This window comes from Nonomuraea sp. JJY05 (assembly GCF_043496855.1).
Lineage (GTDB): Bacteria > Actinomycetota > Actinomycetes > Streptosporangiales > Streptosporangiaceae > Nonomuraea.
This window is the reverse complement of sequence record NZ_JBIEIS010000017.1, coordinates 210,896-229,364: the sequence shown is the minus strand read 5'-3', so window position 1 is coordinate 229,364 and position 18,469 is coordinate 210,896. Positions and strand designations below refer to the sequence as shown.

At 72.4% G+C, this 18,469-nt stretch carries 18 protein-coding genes; 11 read left to right on the top strand and 7 right to left on the bottom strand.

What is annotated here, in order from left to right:
- Window positions 1-119: 119 nt before the first annotated feature.
- Window positions 120-1,265 carry an FAD-dependent oxidoreductase gene (locus ACFKCF_RS27665; RefSeq protein WP_394497984.1) on the bottom strand — a complete coding sequence of 382 codons (1,146 nt, stop codon included), beginning with the start codon at window positions 1,263-1,265 and terminating at the stop codon, window positions 120-122.
- Window positions 1,266-1,325: 60 nt separating this feature from the next.
- Here ACFKCF_RS27665 and ACFKCF_RS27660 point away from each other — a divergent pair, with 60 nt between their 5' ends.
- Both ACFKCF_RS27660 and ACFKCF_RS27655 read left to right on the top strand, forming a co-directional pair.
- Window positions 1,326-1,931: a TetR/AcrR family transcriptional regulator gene (locus ACFKCF_RS27660; RefSeq protein WP_394497982.1), complete on the top strand. Its 606-nt coding sequence runs from the start codon at window positions 1,326-1,328 to the stop codon at window positions 1,929-1,931.
- A gap of 170 nt (window positions 1,932-2,101) precedes the next feature.
- The gene (locus ACFKCF_RS27655) at window positions 2,102-2,308 is read left to right on the top strand and encodes a cold-shock protein (RefSeq protein WP_185069135.1); all 207 of its coding nucleotides are present in this window, start codon (window positions 2,102-2,104) and stop codon (window positions 2,306-2,308) included.
- A gap of 48 nt (window positions 2,309-2,356) precedes the next feature.
- On the opposite strand, the gene ACFKCF_RS27650 is transcribed toward ACFKCF_RS27655, so the two are convergent.
- The 4 genes from ACFKCF_RS27650 to ACFKCF_RS27635 form a co-directional block, all read right to left on the bottom strand.
- Window positions 2,357-3,496, bottom strand: a complete 1,140-nt coding sequence (locus ACFKCF_RS27650) for an alpha/beta hydrolase family protein (RefSeq protein ID WP_394497980.1) — start codon at window positions 3,494-3,496, stop codon at window positions 2,357-2,359.
- 74 nt (window positions 3,497-3,570) lie between these two features.
- Window positions 3,571-5,412 (bottom strand): hypothetical protein, encoded by a 1,842-nt coding sequence (locus ACFKCF_RS27645; RefSeq protein WP_394497978.1) that lies wholly within the window; start codon window positions 5,410-5,412, stop codon window positions 3,571-3,573.
- Between the two features lie 71 nt (window positions 5,413-5,483).
- Window positions 5,484-7,259 (bottom strand): ABC transporter ATP-binding protein, encoded by a 1,776-nt coding sequence (locus ACFKCF_RS27640; protein WP_394497976.1) that lies wholly within the window; start codon window positions 7,257-7,259, stop codon window positions 5,484-5,486.
- A gap of 160 nt (window positions 7,260-7,419) precedes the next feature.
- Window positions 7,420-8,841 (bottom strand): hypothetical protein, encoded by a 1,422-nt coding sequence (locus ACFKCF_RS27635; RefSeq protein WP_394497975.1) that lies wholly within the window; start codon window positions 8,839-8,841, stop codon window positions 7,420-7,422.
- 133 nt (window positions 8,842-8,974) lie between these two features.
- Between ACFKCF_RS27635 and ACFKCF_RS27630 the strand changes: the two genes are divergently transcribed.
- Window positions 8,975-9,640, top strand: a complete 666-nt coding sequence (locus ACFKCF_RS27630; RefSeq protein ID WP_394497973.1) for a sensor domain-containing protein — start codon at window positions 8,975-8,977, stop codon at window positions 9,638-9,640.
- 17 nt (window positions 9,641-9,657) lie between these two features.
- On the opposite strand, the gene ACFKCF_RS27625 is transcribed toward ACFKCF_RS27630, so the two are convergent.
- Window positions 9,658-10,044 (bottom strand): hypothetical protein, encoded by a 387-nt coding sequence (locus tag ACFKCF_RS27625; protein WP_394497972.1) that lies wholly within the window; start codon window positions 10,042-10,044, stop codon window positions 9,658-9,660.
- Window positions 10,045-10,212: 168 nt separating this feature from the next.
- Between ACFKCF_RS27625 and ACFKCF_RS27620 the strand changes: the two genes are divergently transcribed.
- The 3 genes from ACFKCF_RS27620 to ACFKCF_RS27610 are packed head-to-tail and all read left to right on the top strand — an operon-like array spanning window position 10,213 to window position 13,949.
- Entirely contained in the window at window positions 10,213-12,249 is a 2,037-nt protein-coding gene (locus ACFKCF_RS27620) for a sensor histidine kinase (RefSeq protein ID WP_394497970.1), read from the top strand.
- Window positions 12,246-12,905 carry a response regulator gene (locus ACFKCF_RS27615; protein WP_394497969.1) on the top strand — a complete coding sequence of 220 codons (660 nt, stop codon included), beginning with the start codon at window positions 12,246-12,248 and terminating at the stop codon, window positions 12,903-12,905. Before ACFKCF_RS27620 ends, ACFKCF_RS27615 begins: the two co-directional genes overlap by 4 nt.
- Window positions 12,906-12,965: 60 nt before the next feature.
- Window positions 12,966-13,949: an aldo/keto reductase gene (locus ACFKCF_RS27610; protein ID WP_394497968.1), complete on the top strand. Its 984-nt coding sequence runs from the start codon at window positions 12,966-12,968 to the stop codon at window positions 13,947-13,949.
- A 165-nt stretch (window positions 13,950-14,114) separates the two neighbouring features.
- Here ACFKCF_RS27610 and ACFKCF_RS27605 read toward each other — a convergent pair whose 3' ends face one another.
- The gene (locus tag ACFKCF_RS27605) at window positions 14,115-15,170 is read right to left on the bottom strand and encodes a Glu/Leu/Phe/Val dehydrogenase dimerization domain-containing protein (protein WP_394497967.1); all 1,056 of its coding nucleotides are present in this window, start codon (window positions 15,168-15,170) and stop codon (window positions 14,115-14,117) included.
- 306 nt (window positions 15,171-15,476) lie between these two features.
- Here ACFKCF_RS27605 and pqqA point away from each other — a divergent pair, with 306 nt between their 5' ends.
- From pqqA to pqqE, 5 genes are read left to right on the top strand one after another with little or no spacing between them, the layout of a single operon-like run.
- Window positions 15,477-15,632 carry a pyrroloquinoline quinone precursor peptide PqqA gene (pqqA, locus tag ACFKCF_RS27600; protein ID WP_225963807.1) on the top strand — a complete coding sequence of 52 codons (156 nt, stop codon included), beginning with the start codon at window positions 15,477-15,479 and terminating at the stop codon, window positions 15,630-15,632.
- 12 nt (window positions 15,633-15,644) lie between these two features.
- Window positions 15,645-16,454 (top strand): pyrroloquinoline quinone biosynthesis protein PqqB, encoded by an 810-nt coding sequence (gene pqqB, locus ACFKCF_RS27595; protein ID WP_394497964.1) that lies wholly within the window; start codon window positions 15,645-15,647, stop codon window positions 16,452-16,454.
- Window positions 16,451-17,122, top strand: coding sequence for a pyrroloquinoline-quinone synthase PqqC (gene pqqC / locus ACFKCF_RS27590; RefSeq protein ID WP_394497962.1), 672 nt, complete (start codon window positions 16,451-16,453; stop codon window positions 17,120-17,122). The genes pqqB and pqqC overlap by 4 nt, the downstream gene beginning before the upstream one ends.
- Window positions 17,119-17,358 carry a pyrroloquinoline quinone biosynthesis peptide chaperone PqqD gene (gene pqqD, locus ACFKCF_RS27585; RefSeq protein ID WP_394497960.1) on the top strand — a complete coding sequence of 80 codons (240 nt, stop codon included), beginning with the start codon at window positions 17,119-17,121 and terminating at the stop codon, window positions 17,356-17,358. Before pqqC ends, pqqD begins: the two co-directional genes overlap by 4 nt.
- On the top strand, window positions 17,355-18,404 hold the full coding sequence (pqqE, locus tag ACFKCF_RS27580) for a pyrroloquinoline quinone biosynthesis protein PqqE (protein ID WP_394497959.1): 1,050 nt from the start codon (window positions 17,355-17,357) through the stop codon (window positions 18,402-18,404). Before pqqD ends, pqqE begins: the two co-directional genes overlap by 4 nt.
- Window positions 18,405-18,469: the final 65 nt, after the last annotated feature.

Here is an 18,469-nt window from a genome sequence, read left to right as displayed (position 1 = left end):
AACCTGCTCAAAGGCAACCGCGGCATGGCGACCCGTTACGACAAGCTCGCCGTCCGCTACGAAGCCGTCGTCATCATCGCTGCGATCAATCAGTGGCTCAAGGCCTTATGAAACACGGCCTAGGCGTGCCAGAGGGCGGCAAGTTGTCGGGTGGCGAGGCGGGAAGGGACGGCGCGGAGCAGCGTGTCGCGCAGCCATGCGGCGAGGCCGGTCTGGGACGTCAGCCGCGACTGCCGGGACGCCGCCCGCATCATGCGGTTGGCGCTGGGTCTGCGCTCGGCGTCGTAGCGCAGGAGCCGCTCGGCGACGTCGGCCGGCGCGGCGCCGGTCAGGTGGCGGCTCAGTGCGGCCGCGTCCTCGAACGCCTGGCTGGCGCCCTGGCCGAGGTCGGGGGGCATGGCGTGCGCGGCGTCGCCGAGGAGCGCGATCCGCCCGGACACGAACGAGGGCAGGGGTTCGGCCAGGCGGGTGATCGGGTCGACGTAGATGTCGCCGGCCGGCGTGGCCTCGATCAGGGCGGTGACGAGGGGGTGCCAGTCGGCCATCAGGGACAGCATCTGCCGGCGCGCCTCGTTCGCCTCCGGCGGCGTGCCGTGCAGGACGGAGTCGGTGAACCAGTACAGGCGGTCCTCGCCGACGGGGAACAGGCCGAACATCGCCCCGCTGCGGCGATCGACCAGCTGACTGACGAGCAGGTCGGCGGCCAGGCCGGCCGGGCGGGGCAGCATGCCGCGCAGGTCCATCCGGCCGGTGCGCCGCAGCCCGGGGTGGCCGGGGAAGAGCTGCGCGCGCAGCTTGCTGCCGATGCCGTCGGCCGCGATCACGGCGTCCGCCCTCGCGACGGGGCCGCCGTCGCTGATCACGGTGACCCCGTCGGGGTCGGGCTCCAGGCGCTCGACGGGGGTCGCGGCACGCACCAGGGCGGCGGGCAGCGGGGCGCGTAACGCTCGGTGCAGTTCGGCCCGGTCGACGATGGCGGGCGCCCCGACCTCCTGCTGCGCCCGGGCCAGGTCGGTGACCAGCAGCGGCCGCCCGCGCCAGTCCCGCAATCCCCCGAAGGTCGCGCGCATGACGTGCCCGCGAACGTCGTCAGCCAGCCCCACCGCGTCCAGCGCGCGAAGCCCGTTGGGCATGACCACGATCCCGGTGCCGGCCTCCCTGAGCTCGGCGCCCCGTTCGAAGAGGGTCACCTCATGGCCCAGGCGATGCAGCCCCACCGCGGCCGCCACTCCTCCGAGCCCGGCACCGACCACGACGACCTTCATGGGACCTCCTCGGTCGATTCACTACGATCGTACTAGTACGGATATTGGTAGCATGACCGCATGCCCCCCACGAATCCAGCCCGTCGCCAAGCCCTGACCGATGCGGCCATCGAGTTGCTGGCGTCGTCGGGCGTGCACGGGCTGACGCACCGCGCGGTGGAGAAGGCGGCGGACCTCCCGCCGGGAACGGCCTCCAACTACTTCCGCAGCCGGGAAGCCCTGCTGGTGGCCGCCGCGGAGCGCATCGCCGAGCTGCACCACGCCGACACCGGCCGGGCCATGGAGCGACCCGCGACGCTGGTCGACCTGCTGGCGGAATCGCTGCTCACAGCGGCGACCACCCTGCGCAACCGCTATCTGGCGATCTTCGAACTGCAGCTGGAGGCCACGCGCCGGCCGTCGCTCGCCACGGCGCTCGCCGGCCTGCAGGACACGGCGCTGCTCGTCACCGCCGGACACCACGACCGGCTCGGCCTCACCATCCCGCGCGAGCAGATCCCCGCCATGATCGCGCTCTACGGAGGTGCGCTGTTCACCCTGGTCAGCGCGCCGCCGGGGAGTGTCAGCAGGGACGCCGTCCGGGACGTGGCGCAGACCATCGTGTACGGCTGCGCCGGAAGAAAAGGTCAATCCGGGGCAAAAAATATCGAGGGCAGCGACAAATAAGAAAGCTTCGTCAGGCCGCACTGGAAGCGTGTGCTAGGGTGGGGCAAGTTGCAGTTGTGGTACCCATGAGACTTGCGCGCCCGACGAAATACGATCTTCGGGCGCGTTTTTGCTTGCCGGTCATTTCCGGGATGGGTCATGTTTTCTGCACTTATCTAAAGGAGATCGGCATGGCAACCGGAACCGTCAAGTGGTTCAACTCTGAAAAGGGCTTCGGCTTCATCGCGCAGGACGGCGGCGGCGCCGACGTCTTCGCGCACTACTCCAACATCGTCTCCAACGGCGGCTACCGCGAGCTGAACGAGGGCCAGAAGGTGTCCTTCGACATCGTCCAGGGCCAGAAGGGCCCGCAGGCGGAGAACATCGTCCCCGCCTGACTCGCCGGAAAACGGGCCCGCACCCAGGGGGTGCGGGCCCGTTTTTCTTCAAGGAGCCTGGAAGGCCACCTCGGGGTTGGCGGCGGACGGGCCGTCGAGCAGCGGCCGGTGCTCGCCGCGTAGGTGCTGGTCGAAGAAGGCGCCCACATAGGCCGTGGTGATCTCGCCCGACCGTTCGCCCGAGAGCGGGGCGGAGGGGTCGCTGGCTCCCGCCTGCCCGCCGATGATCGGCAGGTCGATGAAGGTGAAGTGGCCGGAGTCGGCGACCGTCAGCCAGCGCTTCCAGCCGTCCAGCCGCTGCCAGGCCGTCGGCCAGCTCGTGTCGACGCCGTCGGGCGAGTGCTGGGCCTTGGTGCCGAGCATGAGGAAGGGCCGCTTGCCGAGGCCCGACCGCGGCACCTGCGCGAAGAACGTACCGTCCAGGTCCACCCCGGCGCGGATGCGGCGGTCGGCGGCCATGGCGACGGCGGCGGCGTTGCCGCCCAGGGAGTGTCCGGCGGCGCCGATCCGCCTCGGGTCGATCATCTTCCAGCGCTTCCAGTGGGTCAGCTCGCCGGCCACGAAGGAGAGATCGGTTCCTCGCCCTTCGGCGGCCTTGGCCATCAGCTTCTTCTCCGTTTCGTCGGAGGGGGCCCGCTCGATCGTCTCGCAGGCGACGCAGGTCAGGGTACGGCCGCCGGGGAAGGCGGTCCCGTACGACTCGTAGGCGTGGTCCACGAGCGCGACGACGTACCCCTTGGACGCCAGTTCCTCGGCGAGCGTCGTCAGGGTGGCGCGGTTGAGCGTGAAGCCCGGCGAGAGCAGCACCAAGGGATGCCTGCCACCGACCGGGCGGGCGCCGACGCGGGCGTTCACGCGGACGCCGGCGAGTTGCCCCGCCTTGAACCTGGTGTCCAGCTTCAGCCCCTTGAGCAGGAGTCCGGCCTCGTCGACGGTCATGTACGGGGCGGGGCTGCCGCCGGTGGAGGCGGGGTAGTACATCGACACCATCAGCTCCCGCCCGCCGGCGGTGGGCACCCACGGGTCGGGACGCTTCTTGTCGACGAGGTGCAGGGTGTCGCGCCCGACCGCGTACTGCCCGGTGGGGCGGGGTATGGAGAGGGCTTCCGCGGTGGCGGAGGCCGCGGAAGCCGGAAACATGGCGCCGAGCAGAGCGACGATTGCGGCCGCAAGACGAGATCTGGTCATGGCAGGAGCGTAGAAATAGCCCCTCTGTGACTAATACTCCCGAAAGACCCGTTCGCCCCCTTACTTTCGTCAACCTATTCGCCGGCGGCGCTCCGGTATTGGGCGGCGAGGGCGGTCGTCTGCTGCGCGGTGTACGGGTCGAAGGTGCGCAGCGCCCGGGCGTCCAGGCCGGCCAGCAGCTGGGCGGCCTGCGCGGGGTCGCCGTCGCGGCGGACGTACTCGTTGTCCTGGAAGCGGATCGACGGGCGGGCGGCGTCGAGCGCGGCGGTACGGACGATCGCCGCCACGACGGGGTCGTGACTCCCCGTCTCGGCCTGGCGGCGCTCGCGTACCCCTTCCAGCGCCTCGCCCGCCGAGGCGAGGGCGTCGCTGCCGCCGAGGGCGAACCACGCGCCGACCTCCGACGCGTGCAGCACCTCGGCGTCGCGCTCCTCCGCCACGCCCAGCGGGGGCGTGATGCGGACGCGCAGCGGCTCGCCGGTGACCACCCACTGCACGGGCTCGCCCGCCGGGTCGCGGGCGGGGATGCCGAGGACCGGCGTGATGTCGTATTCGCCGGGTTCGGCGAAGGTGAAGCCGGCCGAGCCGAAGGTGAGGTTGACGTTGTTGCTGAGCGCCCCGCCGGGCGGCAGGGTGAGCTTGGCGGTGGAGTCCATGCACCGCTGGGCGATCGGGGTGAACGCGGTCACGTCCGCCGGCGGGTCGCTGCGGCGGCGCACCAGGATCTCCAGCGGCCCGGCCTTCGGGTCGAGCACCCAGCGCTCCACCTCCAGGTCCGCCGCCGTGCGGTTCTCCAGGGTGACCTTGAGGAACACCGGCTGGCCGAAGGCGAAGACCGGCCCGGATTCGGGCGCGGCGAGCGCCAGCCGGTAGCCGTCGAACGGGATCTCGGGCGCGTACGGCGAGTGCCCGCCGCCCCCGTCGGCCCAGTAGCGAACGGAGTGGAAGGGCTCGCCCCCGGGGATCAGCGCCGTCAGCGGCCCGTGGCGGAGGAACGCCAGCTCGTCGGCGTCGAAGGTGAACGCGAACTCCCGCCAGTAGTCCTGCTCGTGCCCGCCGCCCAGGTAGCGCCAGTCGTAGTTCATGAAGGAGGTCGAGTCGGCCCGGCCGACCACGCGCTCGAAGCGGTGCGCGAGGTTGAGCGCGTGCCCGAGCTCGTGGACGATGGTCCTGATGATCTTCTGATCCCTGGTCGCCCCCTGGAACCCGGCGGTGAAGACCGCCGCGCCCTGCCGCTGGAGCAGCCCTTCGGCGTCGAACATCACCCCGGCCAGCCCGGGGATGGCCGCCCGGGACAGCAGGAGCAGATGCAGCTCCCATGCCCTGGCGCGCAGCGACGCGTCGCCGGTGATGAGCATGAGATCGCTCAGCATGGTGTAGAGCAGCGAGTCGTCCCACGCTCCGGCGATCCCGGCCGGGATGGGGCTCTGCCGCCCGACGTCCTTGACCGCGAACCCGGCCCCCCGCAGGCAGCCGTTGATCGTGCGCTCCACGCCCTGGAAGATCACCGGGTTCGGCGCCGGGACGTTCTGCTCCAGCTCGATCTCCAGGCCCAGCTCGCGCAGCGCGTCGTCCTTGTGCTCGACGGGCACGACCACCTCGGTCCGGGCGGGCAGCCCGTTCAGCGGGGCGTCGAGGGTGAACGTGACCGACACGCCGCCGGTCTGTGCCTGGGCCAGGGCCAGCGACCCCGTCGTCCTGTTCGTGGGACCGGCCTGCCAGATCGCCGGCCACGTCCCGTCGTCGAGCGCGACCTTGGTGCCGGGCGCGGTGCGCGCCGACGCCAGGTATGCCTTCCGGCCGTCCGCCGCGACCTGGAACACGTCCGCGCTGATCACCCCCGAGCCGTCCGCGTCCACCCGCAGCGTGAGCGCGATGCCGCCGCTCTGCCCCTCATAGCGTCCGTCCCTGATCATGGGATCTCCTCGATGTCGAATGCACCGTTCCAACGATGACGCACGGCAGGCCGGGATCGCATGAGTAAGCCCTACTCAACCGCCGCCTGGGCGATGGAGCGGTCGTCGTCCACCAGGAAGCCGCCGGACTGGTGGCGCCAGAGCCGGGCGTAGGGGCCGTCGGTCTGGAGCAACTCGCCGTGGGAGCCCTGCTCCACGATGCGGCCCCGGTTGAGCACGACCAGCCGGTCCATGCGCACGACGGTGCTCAGGCGGTGTGCCACCACGAGCGCGGTGCGGTCGCGCATCAGGTGCCACAGGGCCTCCTGGACGAGGAGCTCGCTCTCGGAGTCGAGGGCGCTGGTGGCCTCGTCCAGCAGCAGGATCGGGGCGTCGCGCAGGATGGCGCGGGCGAGGGCGAGGCGCTGCCGCTGGCCGCCGGAGAGCTTGACGCCGCGCTCGCCGACCAGGGTGTCGAAGCCGTCAGGCAGGGACTCGGCGAACTCCGTGACGTGCGCCGCCCGCGCCGCCGCGAGGATCTCGGCGTCGCTCGCGCCCGGCCGGGCGAACGCGATGTTGTCGCGCACCGACCGGTGGAACATGGCGGGTTCCTGGGGGACGTACGCGATGAGGCTGCGCAGGTCGGCCTGGCGCAGCCGGGTGATGTCCTGGCCGCCGATCAGGATCCGGCCCGCGTCGACGTCCATGAGGCGCAGCAGCAGCCGGGTGAGGGTGGTCTTGCCGCCGCCGGACTGGCCGACCAGCCCGATCTTGGTGCCGCTGGGGATGTCCAGGTCGAGGCCCTCGAACAGGGGCGCGGCGCCGTCGTGCGCGAACCTCACGCGCTCGAAGCGGACGCTCGAGTCGGCCGGGCGCAGCGGCTGCGGGTCGGCGGGGTCCAGCACGGTCGGCGGCACGAGCAGCAGCTCGGTGAACTGGGCGGCCTCGGTGAGGACGCTCTCGATCCGCCGGTAGATCTGGTTGAACTCGAACATGATGCTGATCGTGTTGGAGTAGTAGGAGAACACCACCACGATGGCCTCCACGCCCAGACCGCCCCGCAGCGCCACGGCGAGCAGCAGGCCGATCGCACTGGTGAGGACCGAGATCGGGGCGACGACCGTGTCCACCCGCAGGTTGCCGTAGTCCCAGGACCGCAGCGTCAGCCGCTGCTGCTCGGCGATCCTGGCCCGGTGTTCGGTGGCCTCGCGGCCCTCGGCGGCGAACGCGCGGACCGTCTCCATGTTGGCCAGCACGTCGGCGACGTGGCCGGACACCAGCACCTTGGCGGCCTCGCGATCGTCGACCATCGCCTGGCGACGGCGGATCAGCGGGGCGACGAGCACGCCGGTGACGATGATGAGACCGACGAGAACGAGGACCAGCAGCGGGTGATACTGCCACAGCACCACCGAGGCGAAGATCAGCGGCACCAGCTTGGCCATGATCGAGAAGGTGAGCAGGTCGGCGAAGTCCTCGAACCGGGAGGAGAACCCCAGCACCCGTTTGGTCAGCGAACCGGCGAAGTTGTTGTGGAAGAACGCGGCGTCCTTGGCCAGCAGCTCGTCCATGCCGACCACGCCGAGCCGTTCGATGCCCCGGGCGTCCGTGCGGTTGAGGAAGTGCAGCCCGATCCGCCACAGCACCTCGCCCCCCAGCAGCAGCGCGCCGAAGCCGAGCACGTACGGCAGGAGCGCGGCGACGCTGCCTTCCCCGCCTCCCGCCAGATGCCCCACCAGCCCGGCCACCGCCAGCGGCGCCAGGTAGAACAGGCAGATGTTGCCCAGCGCCGGCATCGTCAGCGCGGGCACCGCGACCCACCGCTGGCGGACCAGCTCCCCGCAGTAGTAGCGCAGTGCGAGCAGCACCGCCGACCTCCGCGCAGATGGAGCGCTTTGGGATTCCTCAAGTGATCCGAGCACAGCCATCCGCCCTCCCGAATGCAGACACCGCCCCGTTCATGCTGCCGTCCGGGGGTACGAGGGAGCGAACGATTTTTGGCCGCCGCCCCCTCGTACGACGCGGGTTTTACTGGATTGCTCCGAATTGGGAGAGAAGGTTCTGGTACCACGTGTCATACGGGTGGTTGGTCGCCGGATAGTTGGCCGGCGGGCTGGTCGCGTCGCCGGTGGAGTCGAAGTCCCAGCCTCGTACGATCCGTCCCGCCTGCCGGGCGGCGGTGATGAACGAGGACTGCGTGGCGGGCGCGGCGTAGAACAGCGCGCCCTGCTGGAGCTCGGCGCTGTCGCCCTGCTGGAACTCGTCGAAGGCGACCTGCTGGTAGCGGATGCGGTCGCCGGTGTACCTGTCGGTGTCGATGCGCAGCGTCTGCGACGGGGTCGGGCCGTCGGCGCCGGTCCACACGCGCACGCGTGACGTGCCGCTGGCCGAGGTGGCCTTGTCGTAACGGGCGTCGGAGGTCTTGGCGTTGCCGCTCCACGACACCGTCATCGCGCCGGCGTCGAGCACGCCGTCCCAGTTCCAGTTCTGGCTGCTGCTCTGGCTGCGGTGGATCTCGCGCAGCCGGGTGCCCGCCGGATCGGTGAACCTGATGGTCGGCTGGACGCCGTCGTCGTACTTGCGGCTGGCCGACCAGGTGATCTCGCCGTCGGCGCCGAGGCGGCCCACGCGGTACCACAGCGTGGTCGCCGTCTGCGACTGGTGGACCTCGACCAGGTCGCCGTTGTCGTTCAGTGCGACGGCCGGCGTCACGCCGTTGTCGTACTTGCCGTGGCGCAGCCAGGTCACGCGGCCGTCGGCGCCGTACGTGCCGGACCAGTACCAGAGCGCGCCCGCACCCGAGTCGTGCACCTCGACGACCTGGCCGCGGCCGTTGATCGCGATGGCCGGGTTGGAGCCGACGTCGCGCTTGTACAGGGTGCGGGTCGTCCCGTTGCCGGAGATCAGGGGCAGCACCCGGCCGCGCAGTTCGTCCACCGTCGGCGGGGTGGCCGGGTAGTCCTCGGCCCAGAGCAGCCGCGGGCCGAAGACGGAGACGAGCTCCTGGTTGAGCGCCGCCAGGTTGCCGGCGGCGTACGAGGTGTTGTCGGTCAGGTCGTCCTTGATGTCGAGGGCGACGACGATCGGGGCGGCGGCGGGATGCTGCGCCGACCAGGTGTTGATCACGTTGAGCCAGTCGCGCAGGAGGTTGGAGGCGGGGTTGCCGGTGTGGTCGACCTGGTTGCCCGGGGAGTCGTGGCCGATGGAGTAGTCGTTCGAGGTGGCGTAGCCGTTGTCGTGTATGTCGAGTTCGATGAAGCGGATGCCGTGGTCGAGCTGGTAGGCGATCGAGTTCCTGGCGCCGGCGACATTGCCCGAGTAGCTGTTGTGCGTGGCGCGGAAGATCGCCGAGGGTAACGGCTGGTCCGCCTGCGCCTCGGCGGGCCCGCTGATCAGCAGCGCGGACACGGCGATGGAGAGCACGGACAGGACGGTTCTTGATCGGAGCATGCTCTGATCATCACGTCGTGGATCTTTCCCGACAATACGGCTGCCGAGGCCGTTCAGGTAGGGCTGGCCCTACCACGTACACGCCCGCGCGCAGGGTCGATGCGCCATGGGCCCGGCTCGTAGCGTCTTCCCCATGAGAACCCTCCAGCGCCGCCTCGCCACCGACACCCGCTACACCCTGCTCGGCCTCCCGCTCTCCGTCGCCTCCTTCGCCACCACCGTGATCGGCGTCTCGGCCGGCCTGGGCAGCGCGGTCGCCTTCGTCGGCCTGCCGGTGCTGGCCGCGACCGCCGCCACGGCCAGGCACCTCGCCGACCTCGAACGCGTCGCGCTCCCCGGCGTGCTCGGCCACCCCGTCGCCCGCCCGGCGTACACGCCCGTCCCCGAGGGCGCGGGCTGGTTCCGCCGCGTGATGAACCCGCTGACCAGCGGGCAGGCGATGATGGACCTGCTGCACGGGATCATCGCGCTGCCGTTCGCGCTGGTCGCCTTCGTCCTCAGCGCCGTGTGGTGGGCCGGGGCCGTCGCCGGCCTCACCTTCCCCATCTACGGCTGGGCCATCGCCCGGATCCCCGGCGCCCTTGAGAACGGGCTGCCCGAGTGGCTGGGACTCGCCGCCACCCCCACGACGTTCGTGCTGGTCACCACGGCGGTGGGCGCCCTGTTCGCGCTGACGCTGGTGCCGGTGGTCCGGATGGCCGCCCTGCTCAAGGCGAGCGTGGCGCAGACCATGCTCACCCGCGCCGTCCACCCGGAGCCCGCCGTGAGCCGCGAGGCCGCCTGGGTGATCGCGCGATAGCCCGTCGCACTGACGGGTCAGGCGCGCAGCGCCTGGACCACGCGTACGCCGCTGAAGACCCCCATCGCCAGGTGCGCCCCGACGAGGGCGATCTGGAAGAGCCGCAGGGACGCGGTGAGCCGCGGGTCGTCGTAGCCGCCGTCGTAGAAGCCGGAGACGAACGCGAGACCCCCCGCGATCGTGAGCAACCCGGCGCAGACGGCGGCCACGCCGCGGTTGCGGCGGGTGGTCCCGAAGGCCAGGACGGCCTGGGCGATCATCATGGGGAGCGGCGCGGACAGGCGTGCTTCCGAGCCGAGCGCGTCGAGCAGGGTCGGGCTGAGCCCGGTGCTGAGGGAGATCAGGGCGCCCGTGACGTCCATGACGAGCAGCAGGGCGACGAGGGCTGGAACGGTCCGGTTCATGGTGATTCCTCCGTGTGTCGATGGATCAACCATGGGCGCCCGGTCGTCCGCGTTTCACGAGGCCACGGTCATGATCGCGACGGGACCTCCTGTCCCGTCCGGGCGGGACGTGACAGTCGGGACATCCTGTCCCGTGACCCGCGCACGCGCGGCGGGCACAATGGCGCCGTGCCACCACGCGACAGGCAGATCAAGGCGGGCGCCGCCGTCGGCGCGGCCCTCACGCTGGGCCTCACCGCGGCCGGCATCGTGCTGCACGTCGCCGACGGGCAGGCGCCCGGAAACCCGGATCTCATGGCGTGGTGGCCGATGAGCGCGACGGCCGCCTGCTCGTACGGCCTGTTGGGCGCCTGGCTCGCCGGCGCGCGCCCGCGGCTGGTCATCGGCTGGCTGCTGCTGGCGATCGGACTCCTCCAGGCGATCAGCTTCGCCGGCCCGCAGTATGCCGTGCACGCGCTGGCGGTCGGGCACCCCCTGCCGGGCGCCGAGGCCGCGCTGTGGGTCGGCAACTGGACGTGGCGCACCGGGTTCGCCCTCATCGCCCTGGTGCTGCCGCTGCTGCTGCCCGACGGGCGGCTGCTGGGACGCGGCTGGCGCCCGGTGATGTGGCTGGCGGCGGCCGGCGTGCTGGCGGCGAGCGTGGACGCGGCGAGGACCGGCTACACCGTGGACGCGCCCAGCCTGACCGGCACCCACCTGCGTAACCCCGTCGGCGTGGACCGGCTGCCGGCGTGGCTGGAGCTGGCGGTGAACGCGGTTCCGGCGGCCGCGCTGGCGTGCGCCCTCGTGTGCCTGTGGCGCAGGTGGCGCGAGGGCGGGCTGGCGCAGCGGCAGCAGCTCAAGTGGATCGGGCTGGGGTTCGCGGCCACGGTGGTGCTGTTCGGGCTGGGGTTCCCCGTCGGCCCGGTGGTGACCGCGGCGGCGATGCTGCCGTTGCCGCTCGGGTGCCTGGTGGCGGCCATGCGGTACGGGTTGTGGGACGTCGACGTGATCGTCAGCCGGTCGCTGCGCTACACCCTGCTCCTGCTGTGCGCCCTGGTCGGTTACACCGCGCTGGTGGACATCCTGAGCGGCGTGCTGGGGCGCTCGACCGGCGCGCCGCTGGTCGCCGTGGCCGTGGTGGCGCTGGCCGGCCGCCCGTTGGAGGGCCTGCTGCGGGGCCGGGTCAACCGGCTGGTGCACGGCCGGCGCGAGGACCCGTACGCGGTGCTGGCCGGCATCGCCCGGCGCCTGGACGCCGCCCGCGACGCGGACGTGGTCGGGGCCGAGCTGCTGCCCGAGATGACCCGTACGGTGGCCTCGACGATGCGCCTGCCGTACGTGGCGATCGAGCTTGCGGACGGCCAGCGCGTCGCGCACGGGAGCCCCGTGGCGGAGACCGAACACCTTCCCCTGCGTTACGGCGGGGCCGACGTCGGCACCATGCTGGTCGGCCACCGCGCCGACGGCCTGAGCCGGGTCGAGCGCAGGCTGCTGGCCTCCCTCGCCGAGTCCGCCGCAGTGGCCGTGCACACGGTCGCCCTCACGCGGGACCTGGTTCGCTCGCGCCAGCAGCTCGTCACCGCGCGGGAGGAGGAGCGGCGGCGGCTCTACCGGGAGCTGCACGACGGCTTCGGCCCCCTGCTGGCCGCGGCGGCGCTGCAGGCCGAGACCGCCCGCGACCTGATCGGCGAGGACCGGGCGGCGGCGACGCGGCTGCTGGACAAGGTGGTGCCGCGGCTGCGCGGGGCGGTGGACGACGTTCGCGGGATCGTGCACGGCCTGCGGCCGCCCGCGCTCGACGATCTCGGCCTGCCGTCGGCCGTGCGCGAGCTGGCCGGCCGGTTCGCCGGCGCGCGCCTGCGGATCGACGTCGAGATCGCCGAGCCCCTGGATCAGGCGCCGGCCGCCGTAGAGGTCGCCGCGTACCGCATGGTGGCCGAGGCCCTGACCAACATCACCCGCCACGCGGGCGCGGCCACGGCCCGGGTCGAGCTGCGACGCGAGGCGGACGATCTGCGGGTCGTGGTCGAGGACGACGGCCGCGGCATGCCGCGGGCGCCGGTGCCGGGCATGGGGGTGGCGTCCATGCGGGCCAGGGCGCGCGAGCTCGGCGGTGACCTGACCATCGGCGCCGGGGCCGGTGGCGCCGGAACCCGCGTCGAGGCCCGCCTGCCGCTGCACACGCGCGGCGAGATCGAGCTGACCGAGGAGGTGCCCGCGTGAGAGTGCTCGTCGTCGACGACCATCCGCTCTACCGGGAGGGACTGATCACCGCCTTGGAGGCCCTGCCGGACGTGGAGGTGATCGGCGAGGCGCCCGACGGGCACGAAGCCGTCCGGCTCGCCGCCGAGCTGACACCGGACATCGTGGTGATGGACCTCAACCTGCCCGCGCGTGACGGCGGCCCGGCGCTCAACGGCATCGACGCCACCCGCGAGATCGTCCGGCACCGGCCGGAGACCGCGGTGCTGGTCCTGACGATGCTGGACGGTGACGACTCGGTGTTCGCGGCGATGCGGGCGGGCGCGCGCGGCTATCTCGTCAAGGGCGCCGACCGGCAGGAGATCGCGCGGGCGCTGCGGGCCGTCGGCAGCGGGGAGGTGGTCTTCAGCGCGGCGATCGCGGGGCGGGTGCTGTCGTGGTTCGCCTCCGGCGGCCGGGCGGCGACCACGCCGTTCCCCGAGCTGACCGAACGCGAGCGCGAGGTGCTCGATCTCGTGGCCCGTGGCCTGACGAACGCCGCCATCGCCAAGAGGCTGTTCCTGTCGGACAAGACGGTCCGCAACCACGTGTCCAACGTCTTCACCAAGCTGCAGGTCGCCGACCGCGCCGAAGCCGTCGCCCGGGCCAGGGACGCGGGCCTGGGCTCGGGCGGGTGATCACCCCGTACGGACCGGGGCGGCCGGCCCGACGCGGGCGGCATGTGGTCAACTGGCGGCATGACCGCGGAGAGCTGGGACGGGATGATTGTGCGTGAGCTGGGCCGCACGGGGCTGCGGGTGACACCCGTGGGGATCGGGCTGGCCGCGCTGGGCCGGCCGGCGTACATCACGCTCGGCCGGGAGGAGGACCTCGGCGGTGATCGCAGCGTCGACGCGATGCGGGCCCGGAGCTGGGCGGTCCTGGACGCGGCGCTGGCGGCCGGGGTGCGCTACTTCGACGTGGCCCGCTCCTACGGCCGGGCGGAGGAGTTCCTCGGTGGCTGGCTGCGCGAGCGCGCCATCGCGCCCGGGACGGTGACCGTGGGATCGAAATGGGGGTACGCCTACGTCGGCGACTGGCGGATGGACGCCGACCGGCACGAGGTGAAAGAGCTGTCCGCCGGGCGGTTGCGACGGCAGCTCGACGAGACCAGGAAGCTGCTGGGCGAGCACCTGTCGCTGTACCAGATCCACTCGGCCACCGTGGAGAGCGGCGTGCTCGACGACCAGGACGTCCTGGCCGAGTTGCGCGAGTTGCGCGCCTCCGGCGTGTCGGTCGGCCTGTCCACGACCGGCCCGCGTCAGGCGGACACCATCGACCGGGCGGTCGAGGTCGGCCTGTTCGACGCGGTCCAGGCGACCTGGAACCTGCTCGAACCGTCCGCCGGCCCGGCCCTGGACCGGGCGCATCGAGCCGGCCTGGGAGTGATCGTCAAGGAGGGCGTGGCGAACGGCCGCCTCACCGCCCACGCCGCGCCGGGCGCGCTCGCCCGGGCCGCCCGGGAACGCGGCCTCACCCCGGACGCTCTGGCCCTGGCCGCCGTCCTGGCCAGGCCGTGGACCGGCGTGGTGCTGAGCGGGGCCGCCTCGGTGGAGCAGTTCCACAGCAATCTCGCCGCGGTCCACGTCGCCTGGGGCCCGGAGCTGGACGAGCGGCTCGCCGTGCTGGCCGAGGACCCCGAGACCTACTGGACGACCCGGGGCTCGCTGGCCTGGCAATGACCGCAGGCGGCCGGCCGGATCGAAAGGACGGCGACCCGGCCGCAGGCGGCCGGCCGGCTCGGAAAACGCGTGCGGCGGCCTGGCCGCCCGCACCGAGGAGGCGGCGCTGCGGCCCCGCGCGGACTCACGTGACGGGCCGCTGAATCATCGCCGCCCCGCGCGGACTCACCTGACGGGCCGCCCGGCTCGCGCGGCGTCGAGGCGGCGCCGGGCCAGCTCCGTCGCGGCCCGGGCGGGGGTCACGTTCCGGTGTTCGGCCTCGCGGAGCAGTTCGGCGACGGTGAGCTCGATGGCCTCCACGCGCAGGCGGGCCTCCTCGGGAGTCTCGTGACGCAGTTCGACGGCGAGCGCGTTGATGGCGCCGCCCGCGCTGACGACGTAGTCCGGCACCCAGACGATGCCGCGCTCGTGCAGCAGGTCGGCGACGGGCTCGGCGGCGAGCTGGTTGTTGGCGGGCCCGGCGATGGCGGCGCAGCGCAGCTCCGGTACGACGTCCCCGGTGAGGATGCCACCCAGCGCGGCCGGGACGAGGAGGTCGGCCTCGGCGGTGAGGGCCTCTCCGGGCGAGGCCCAGGTCGCGCCGAGCTCGCGGGCCGGGGCCCGCTTGGCGGGGTCGATGTCGCCGACCAGCAGCTCGGCTCCCTCCTCGGCGAGCAGACCGGCCAGGCGAAGGCCCACGCTGCCGAGTCCCACCAGCGACACGCGCGCGCCCTTGAGGGTCCGGGTGCCGTGGAGGCGGTGGCGTACGGCGCGCAGGGCCGCCAGCGTGCCGAGCGCGGTGGCCGGCGAGGAGTCCCCGCTGCCGCCCCGCCCCACCGGCCGGCAGAAGACATGGGCGGTACGTTCGCCGATGACAGCCATGTCCTCGGGGCTCGTCCCGACGTCCGGACCGGTCGCGTACGTGCCGTCCAGGGCCGTGACGGCGTCCGCCACGTCCTCCAGCACCCTGCGGCGCAGCGCCGGATCCAGCTCGGTGCCCTCGGGCACGGCGACGACGGTCTTGCCGCCGCCGTTGGCCAGCCCGGCCACGGCGCACTTGGCGGTCATGCCGGCCGACAGGCGCAGCGCGTCGGCGAGCCCGTCGCGCCAGTCGGCGTAGCGCCAGACGCGGCATCCGCCGACCGCCTGGCCGAGCGCGGTCGAGTGGACGGCGACGATCACCGGCAGCCCGGAGCGCGGGCCGGTGCGGATGGCGACGTGTTCGTGGTCGAGTCCGGGCACGGCTGCGGTCCTTCCGGTCGAGCGGCATCAGGGCTCCAGCGTCCGCCATACGCCGGTGCGCGTGCCCTTCGGCCCGAACGAACGGCCGGAAATCGGCGTGACTCCGCGAACGAGGCGAACTTCGTTCGGCGATCGGGCAGCTCCGCCGACCGATCGGTGAGACATCGGATGAACGCTCCCCGTCGGACCTGCCCAGGCCGGGAAAGGTTCCGGAAATCGGCGATATAGCTCCGATCTAAGGCATTGACGTCCGCCACATCGCAGGGTCATATCGGTTGTAACACCCGACGGAAGGCAGGTACACATATGTCCCAGCCGAAAGAGCAGGGCAAGAAGCAACCTCGCAGGATCCACGAGAAGAAGGTCAGGACCCGCGGCGAGGAGACGACCTGGCACAAGCCCGACTACCAGGTCGTCGAGGCATCGATGGAGATGACCGCGTACTTCCTGGCCACCCGGTAACCGGGCGCCGCCATGCGACTGCAGGTGCTCGGCACCGCGGCCGGTGGCGGCGTGCCCCAGTGGAACTGCGCGTGCCCCGGCTGCTCCGGGGCGCGCGCCCATCCGGGCCGCCGCCGACGTCATGCCAGCCTGGCCGTCCAGCTCGACGACGGCGCTTACGTCGTCAACGCCACGCCCGACATCGCCGAGCAGATCGAGTCTTGCGCGTGGTTGCGCCCTGGGCCCGGTCCCCGCGAGTCGCCGCTCAGGGGCGTGATCCTCACCGACGCCGAGCTCGACCACACGATCGGCCTGCTCAGGCTCAGGGAGGCCGACGCGCTGGAGGTGCGTTCCACCCCGGTCGTACGGCACGCGCTGCGCCCCTTCGCCGAGCTCCTGCGCCCCTACCTCCAGCTGACCTGGGCCGACGCCGCCACCATCCCGGTGTCGGGCAAGCGGCCCCGGTACGCCGCCGACTCCCCCGAGGCCACGGGCTGGGTGTCGGCGCTGCGCCTCGGGCCGCTGGTGTACGCGCCCGCCATGGGCGAGTGGCCGGACGAGCTGGACGAGGCGTTCCGGCAGGCCGCGTGCGTGATCGTCGACGGCACGTTCTGGGACGACGAGGAGCCCCGCCGTACCGGGATCTCCGCCAGGACCGCCACCCAGATGGGCCACCTGCCGATCGAGGCGACCATGGAACGGCTCTCCAAGCTGCCCGGCCGCCGCCTGTACACCCACCTCAACAACACCAACCCCCTCGTGGACCCGGCGGCCGAGCAGCACGAGGTGCTCGCCGAGCTGGGGATCGAGGTGGCCGCGGACGGGATGGTGATCGACCTTTGAACGGCTTCGAGGCCGAGCTGCGCGCCGTACCGGAGAAGCGTTACCACCACCTGCACCCGTTCAACCAGCGCATGCACGCGGGCGAGCTGACCCGGGACGAGCTGCGGGGCTGGATACTCAACCGCTTCCACTACCAGCGGCACATCCCGGTCAAGGACGCGTTCATCCTGGCCAAGCTGACCACGCCCGAGCTGCGCAGGATGTGGTTGCGCAGGATCCAGGACCACGACGGCGCCACGCCCGGCGAGGGCGGCATCGAGCGGTGGCTGCGCCTGGGCGAGGCGGCCGGGCTGGAGCGGTCGCTGCTGCTGTCGGGCGAGGGCGTGCTGCCCGGCGTGCGGCTGGCCGTCGACGGCTACGTGAACCTGTGCCGCAACGGCTCCGCGCTGGAGGCCGTCGCGGCGTCGCTGACCGAGCTGTTCGCCCCGGACCTCATGCGTACGAGGATCGCGGCCTTCGAACGGCACTACCAGTGGATAGACCCGAACGGACTGCGATATTTCCAGGTACGCGTCTCCCAGGGCCGCCAGGACGGCGGCGAGGCCCTGGCCCTGGTGCTCGACTGGGCGCGGACGCGCGCCGACCAGGAGAAGGCCGTCGCGGCACTCGCCTACAAGTGCGACCTCCTGTGGTCCTTGCTCGACGCCGTGGACGGGGCGTACCGATGACCTGGCGACCGGGGCTGTCCCGCTCGGCCATGCTCCGCCACGACCCCGTACGCGGGGCGGACCTGCTGATCGTGCCCGAGCGGATCGTTGTGCTCAACGCGGAGGCCGCGGCCATCGTCGCCCTGTGCGACGGCGCGCGGACCGTGGCGGACATCGTGGCCGAGCTGCCCGAGGGCGCGGAGCCGGACATCGTGGAGTTCCTCGAACGGGTCCGGGCCGAGGGCTGGCTCCGGTGAACGCCCCCTGGGCCATGCTGGCCGAGCTCACGCACGCGTGCCCGCTGCGCTGCCCGTACTGCTCGAACCCCACCGAGCTGGCGGCCAGGTCGAGCGAGCTGGACACCGGCGAGTGGCGGCGGATATTCGGCGAGGCGGCGGCACTGGGCGTCGTGCACGCGCATCTGTCCGGCGGCGAGCCGCTGCTGCGACGCGATCTACCGGAGATCGTGGCGGCGGCTGACCAGGCGGGCGTCTACACGCAGCTGGTCACCAGCGGCGTCGGGCTGACCGAGCGCCGGATGGGCGAGCTCGCGGCGGCGGGGCTGCGCAGCGTGCAGCTGTCGGTCCAGTCGGCCACGGCGCAGGAGTCGGACCGGATCGCCGGGGTCGCGTCGTTCGCGAGGAAGGAGCGGGCCGCCGCGGCGGTGGTCGCGAGCGGGCTGCCGCTCGGGCTCAACGTGGTCCTGCACCGGGCCAACCTCGACGCCGTCGGCGAGATCATCGAGCTCGGGCTGGCGTGGGGCGTGGAGCGCATCGAGCTGGCCAACACCCAGTTCTACGGGTGGGGGCTGCTCAACAGGCCGGCGCTGCTGCCTACGAGGGAGCAGCTCGCCCGCGCCGAGGCCGTAGTCCAGAAATATCGGGAAAAAACGGCCGTTGAGCTGATCTGGGTGATCCCGGATTACTTCGACGGCGTGCCCAAACCCTGCATGGGCGGCTGGGGCGCGATCTCGATCACCGTCGCGCCCGACGGCCGGGTGCTGCCCTGCCCGGCGGCGTACGACCTGCCGCTGGACCTGCCCAACGCCCGCGATCACTCGCTCGGCTGGATCTGGGAGCACTCGCCCGCCTTCAACGCCTACCGGGGCACCGGCTGGATGCGCGAGCCGTGCGCGAGCTGCCCGCGCAAGACGCTCGACTTCGGCGGCTGCCGCTGCCAGGCGTACGCGCTGACCGGCGACGCCGGCCGTACCGATCCGGCCTGCGGGCTCTCCCCCGACCACCACCTCGTCACGGAGCTGACGGCGGGCGGCACGTACACCTACCGGCAGCCGGCGCGCTAGGAACGGCGGCGTATGCGCGGCGTCAATCCCCCATGGATGACCGCGCGGCCGCCGCCGAACTCGCC

Bases quoted from the DNA above. Each gene is read 5' to 3' on its own strand.
- ACFKCF_RS27665 (WP_394497984.1), bottom strand. From the start codon at position 1,265: ATGAAGGTCGTCGTGGTCGGTGCCGGGCTCGGAGGAGTGGCGGCCGCG.
- ACFKCF_RS27660 (WP_394497982.1), top strand. From the start codon at position 1,326: ATGCCCCCCACGAATCCAGCCCGTCGCCAAGCCCTGACCGATGCGGCC.
- ACFKCF_RS27655 (WP_185069135.1), top strand. From the start codon at position 2,102: ATGGCAACCGGAACCGTCAAGTGGTTCAACTCTGAAAAGGGCTTCGGC.
- ACFKCF_RS27650 (WP_394497980.1), bottom strand. From the start codon at position 3,496: ATGACCAGATCTCGTCTTGCGGCCGCAATCGTCGCTCTGCTCGGCGCC.
- ACFKCF_RS27645 (WP_394497978.1), bottom strand. From the start codon at position 5,412: ATGATCAGGGACGGACGCTATGAGGGGCAGAGCGGCGGCATCGCGCTC.
- ACFKCF_RS27635 (WP_394497975.1), bottom strand. From the start codon at position 8,841: ATGCTCCGATCAAGAACCGTCCTGTCCGTGCTCTCCATCGCCGTGTCC.
- ACFKCF_RS27630 (WP_394497973.1), top strand. From the start codon at position 8,975: ATGAGAACCCTCCAGCGCCGCCTCGCCACCGACACCCGCTACACCCTG.
- ACFKCF_RS27625 (WP_394497972.1), bottom strand. From the start codon at position 10,044: ATGAACCGGACCGTTCCAGCCCTCGTCGCCCTGCTGCTCGTCATGGAC.
- ACFKCF_RS27610 (WP_394497968.1), top strand. From the start codon at position 12,966: ATGACCGCGGAGAGCTGGGACGGGATGATTGTGCGTGAGCTGGGCCGC.
- pqqA (WP_225963807.1), top strand. From the start codon at position 15,477: ATGTCCCAGCCGAAAGAGCAGGGCAAGAAGCAACCTCGCAGGATCCAC.
- pqqB (WP_394497964.1), top strand. From the start codon at position 15,645: ATGCGACTGCAGGTGCTCGGCACCGCGGCCGGTGGCGGCGTGCCCCAG.
- pqqD (WP_394497960.1), top strand. From the start codon at position 17,119: ATGACCTGGCGACCGGGGCTGTCCCGCTCGGCCATGCTCCGCCACGAC.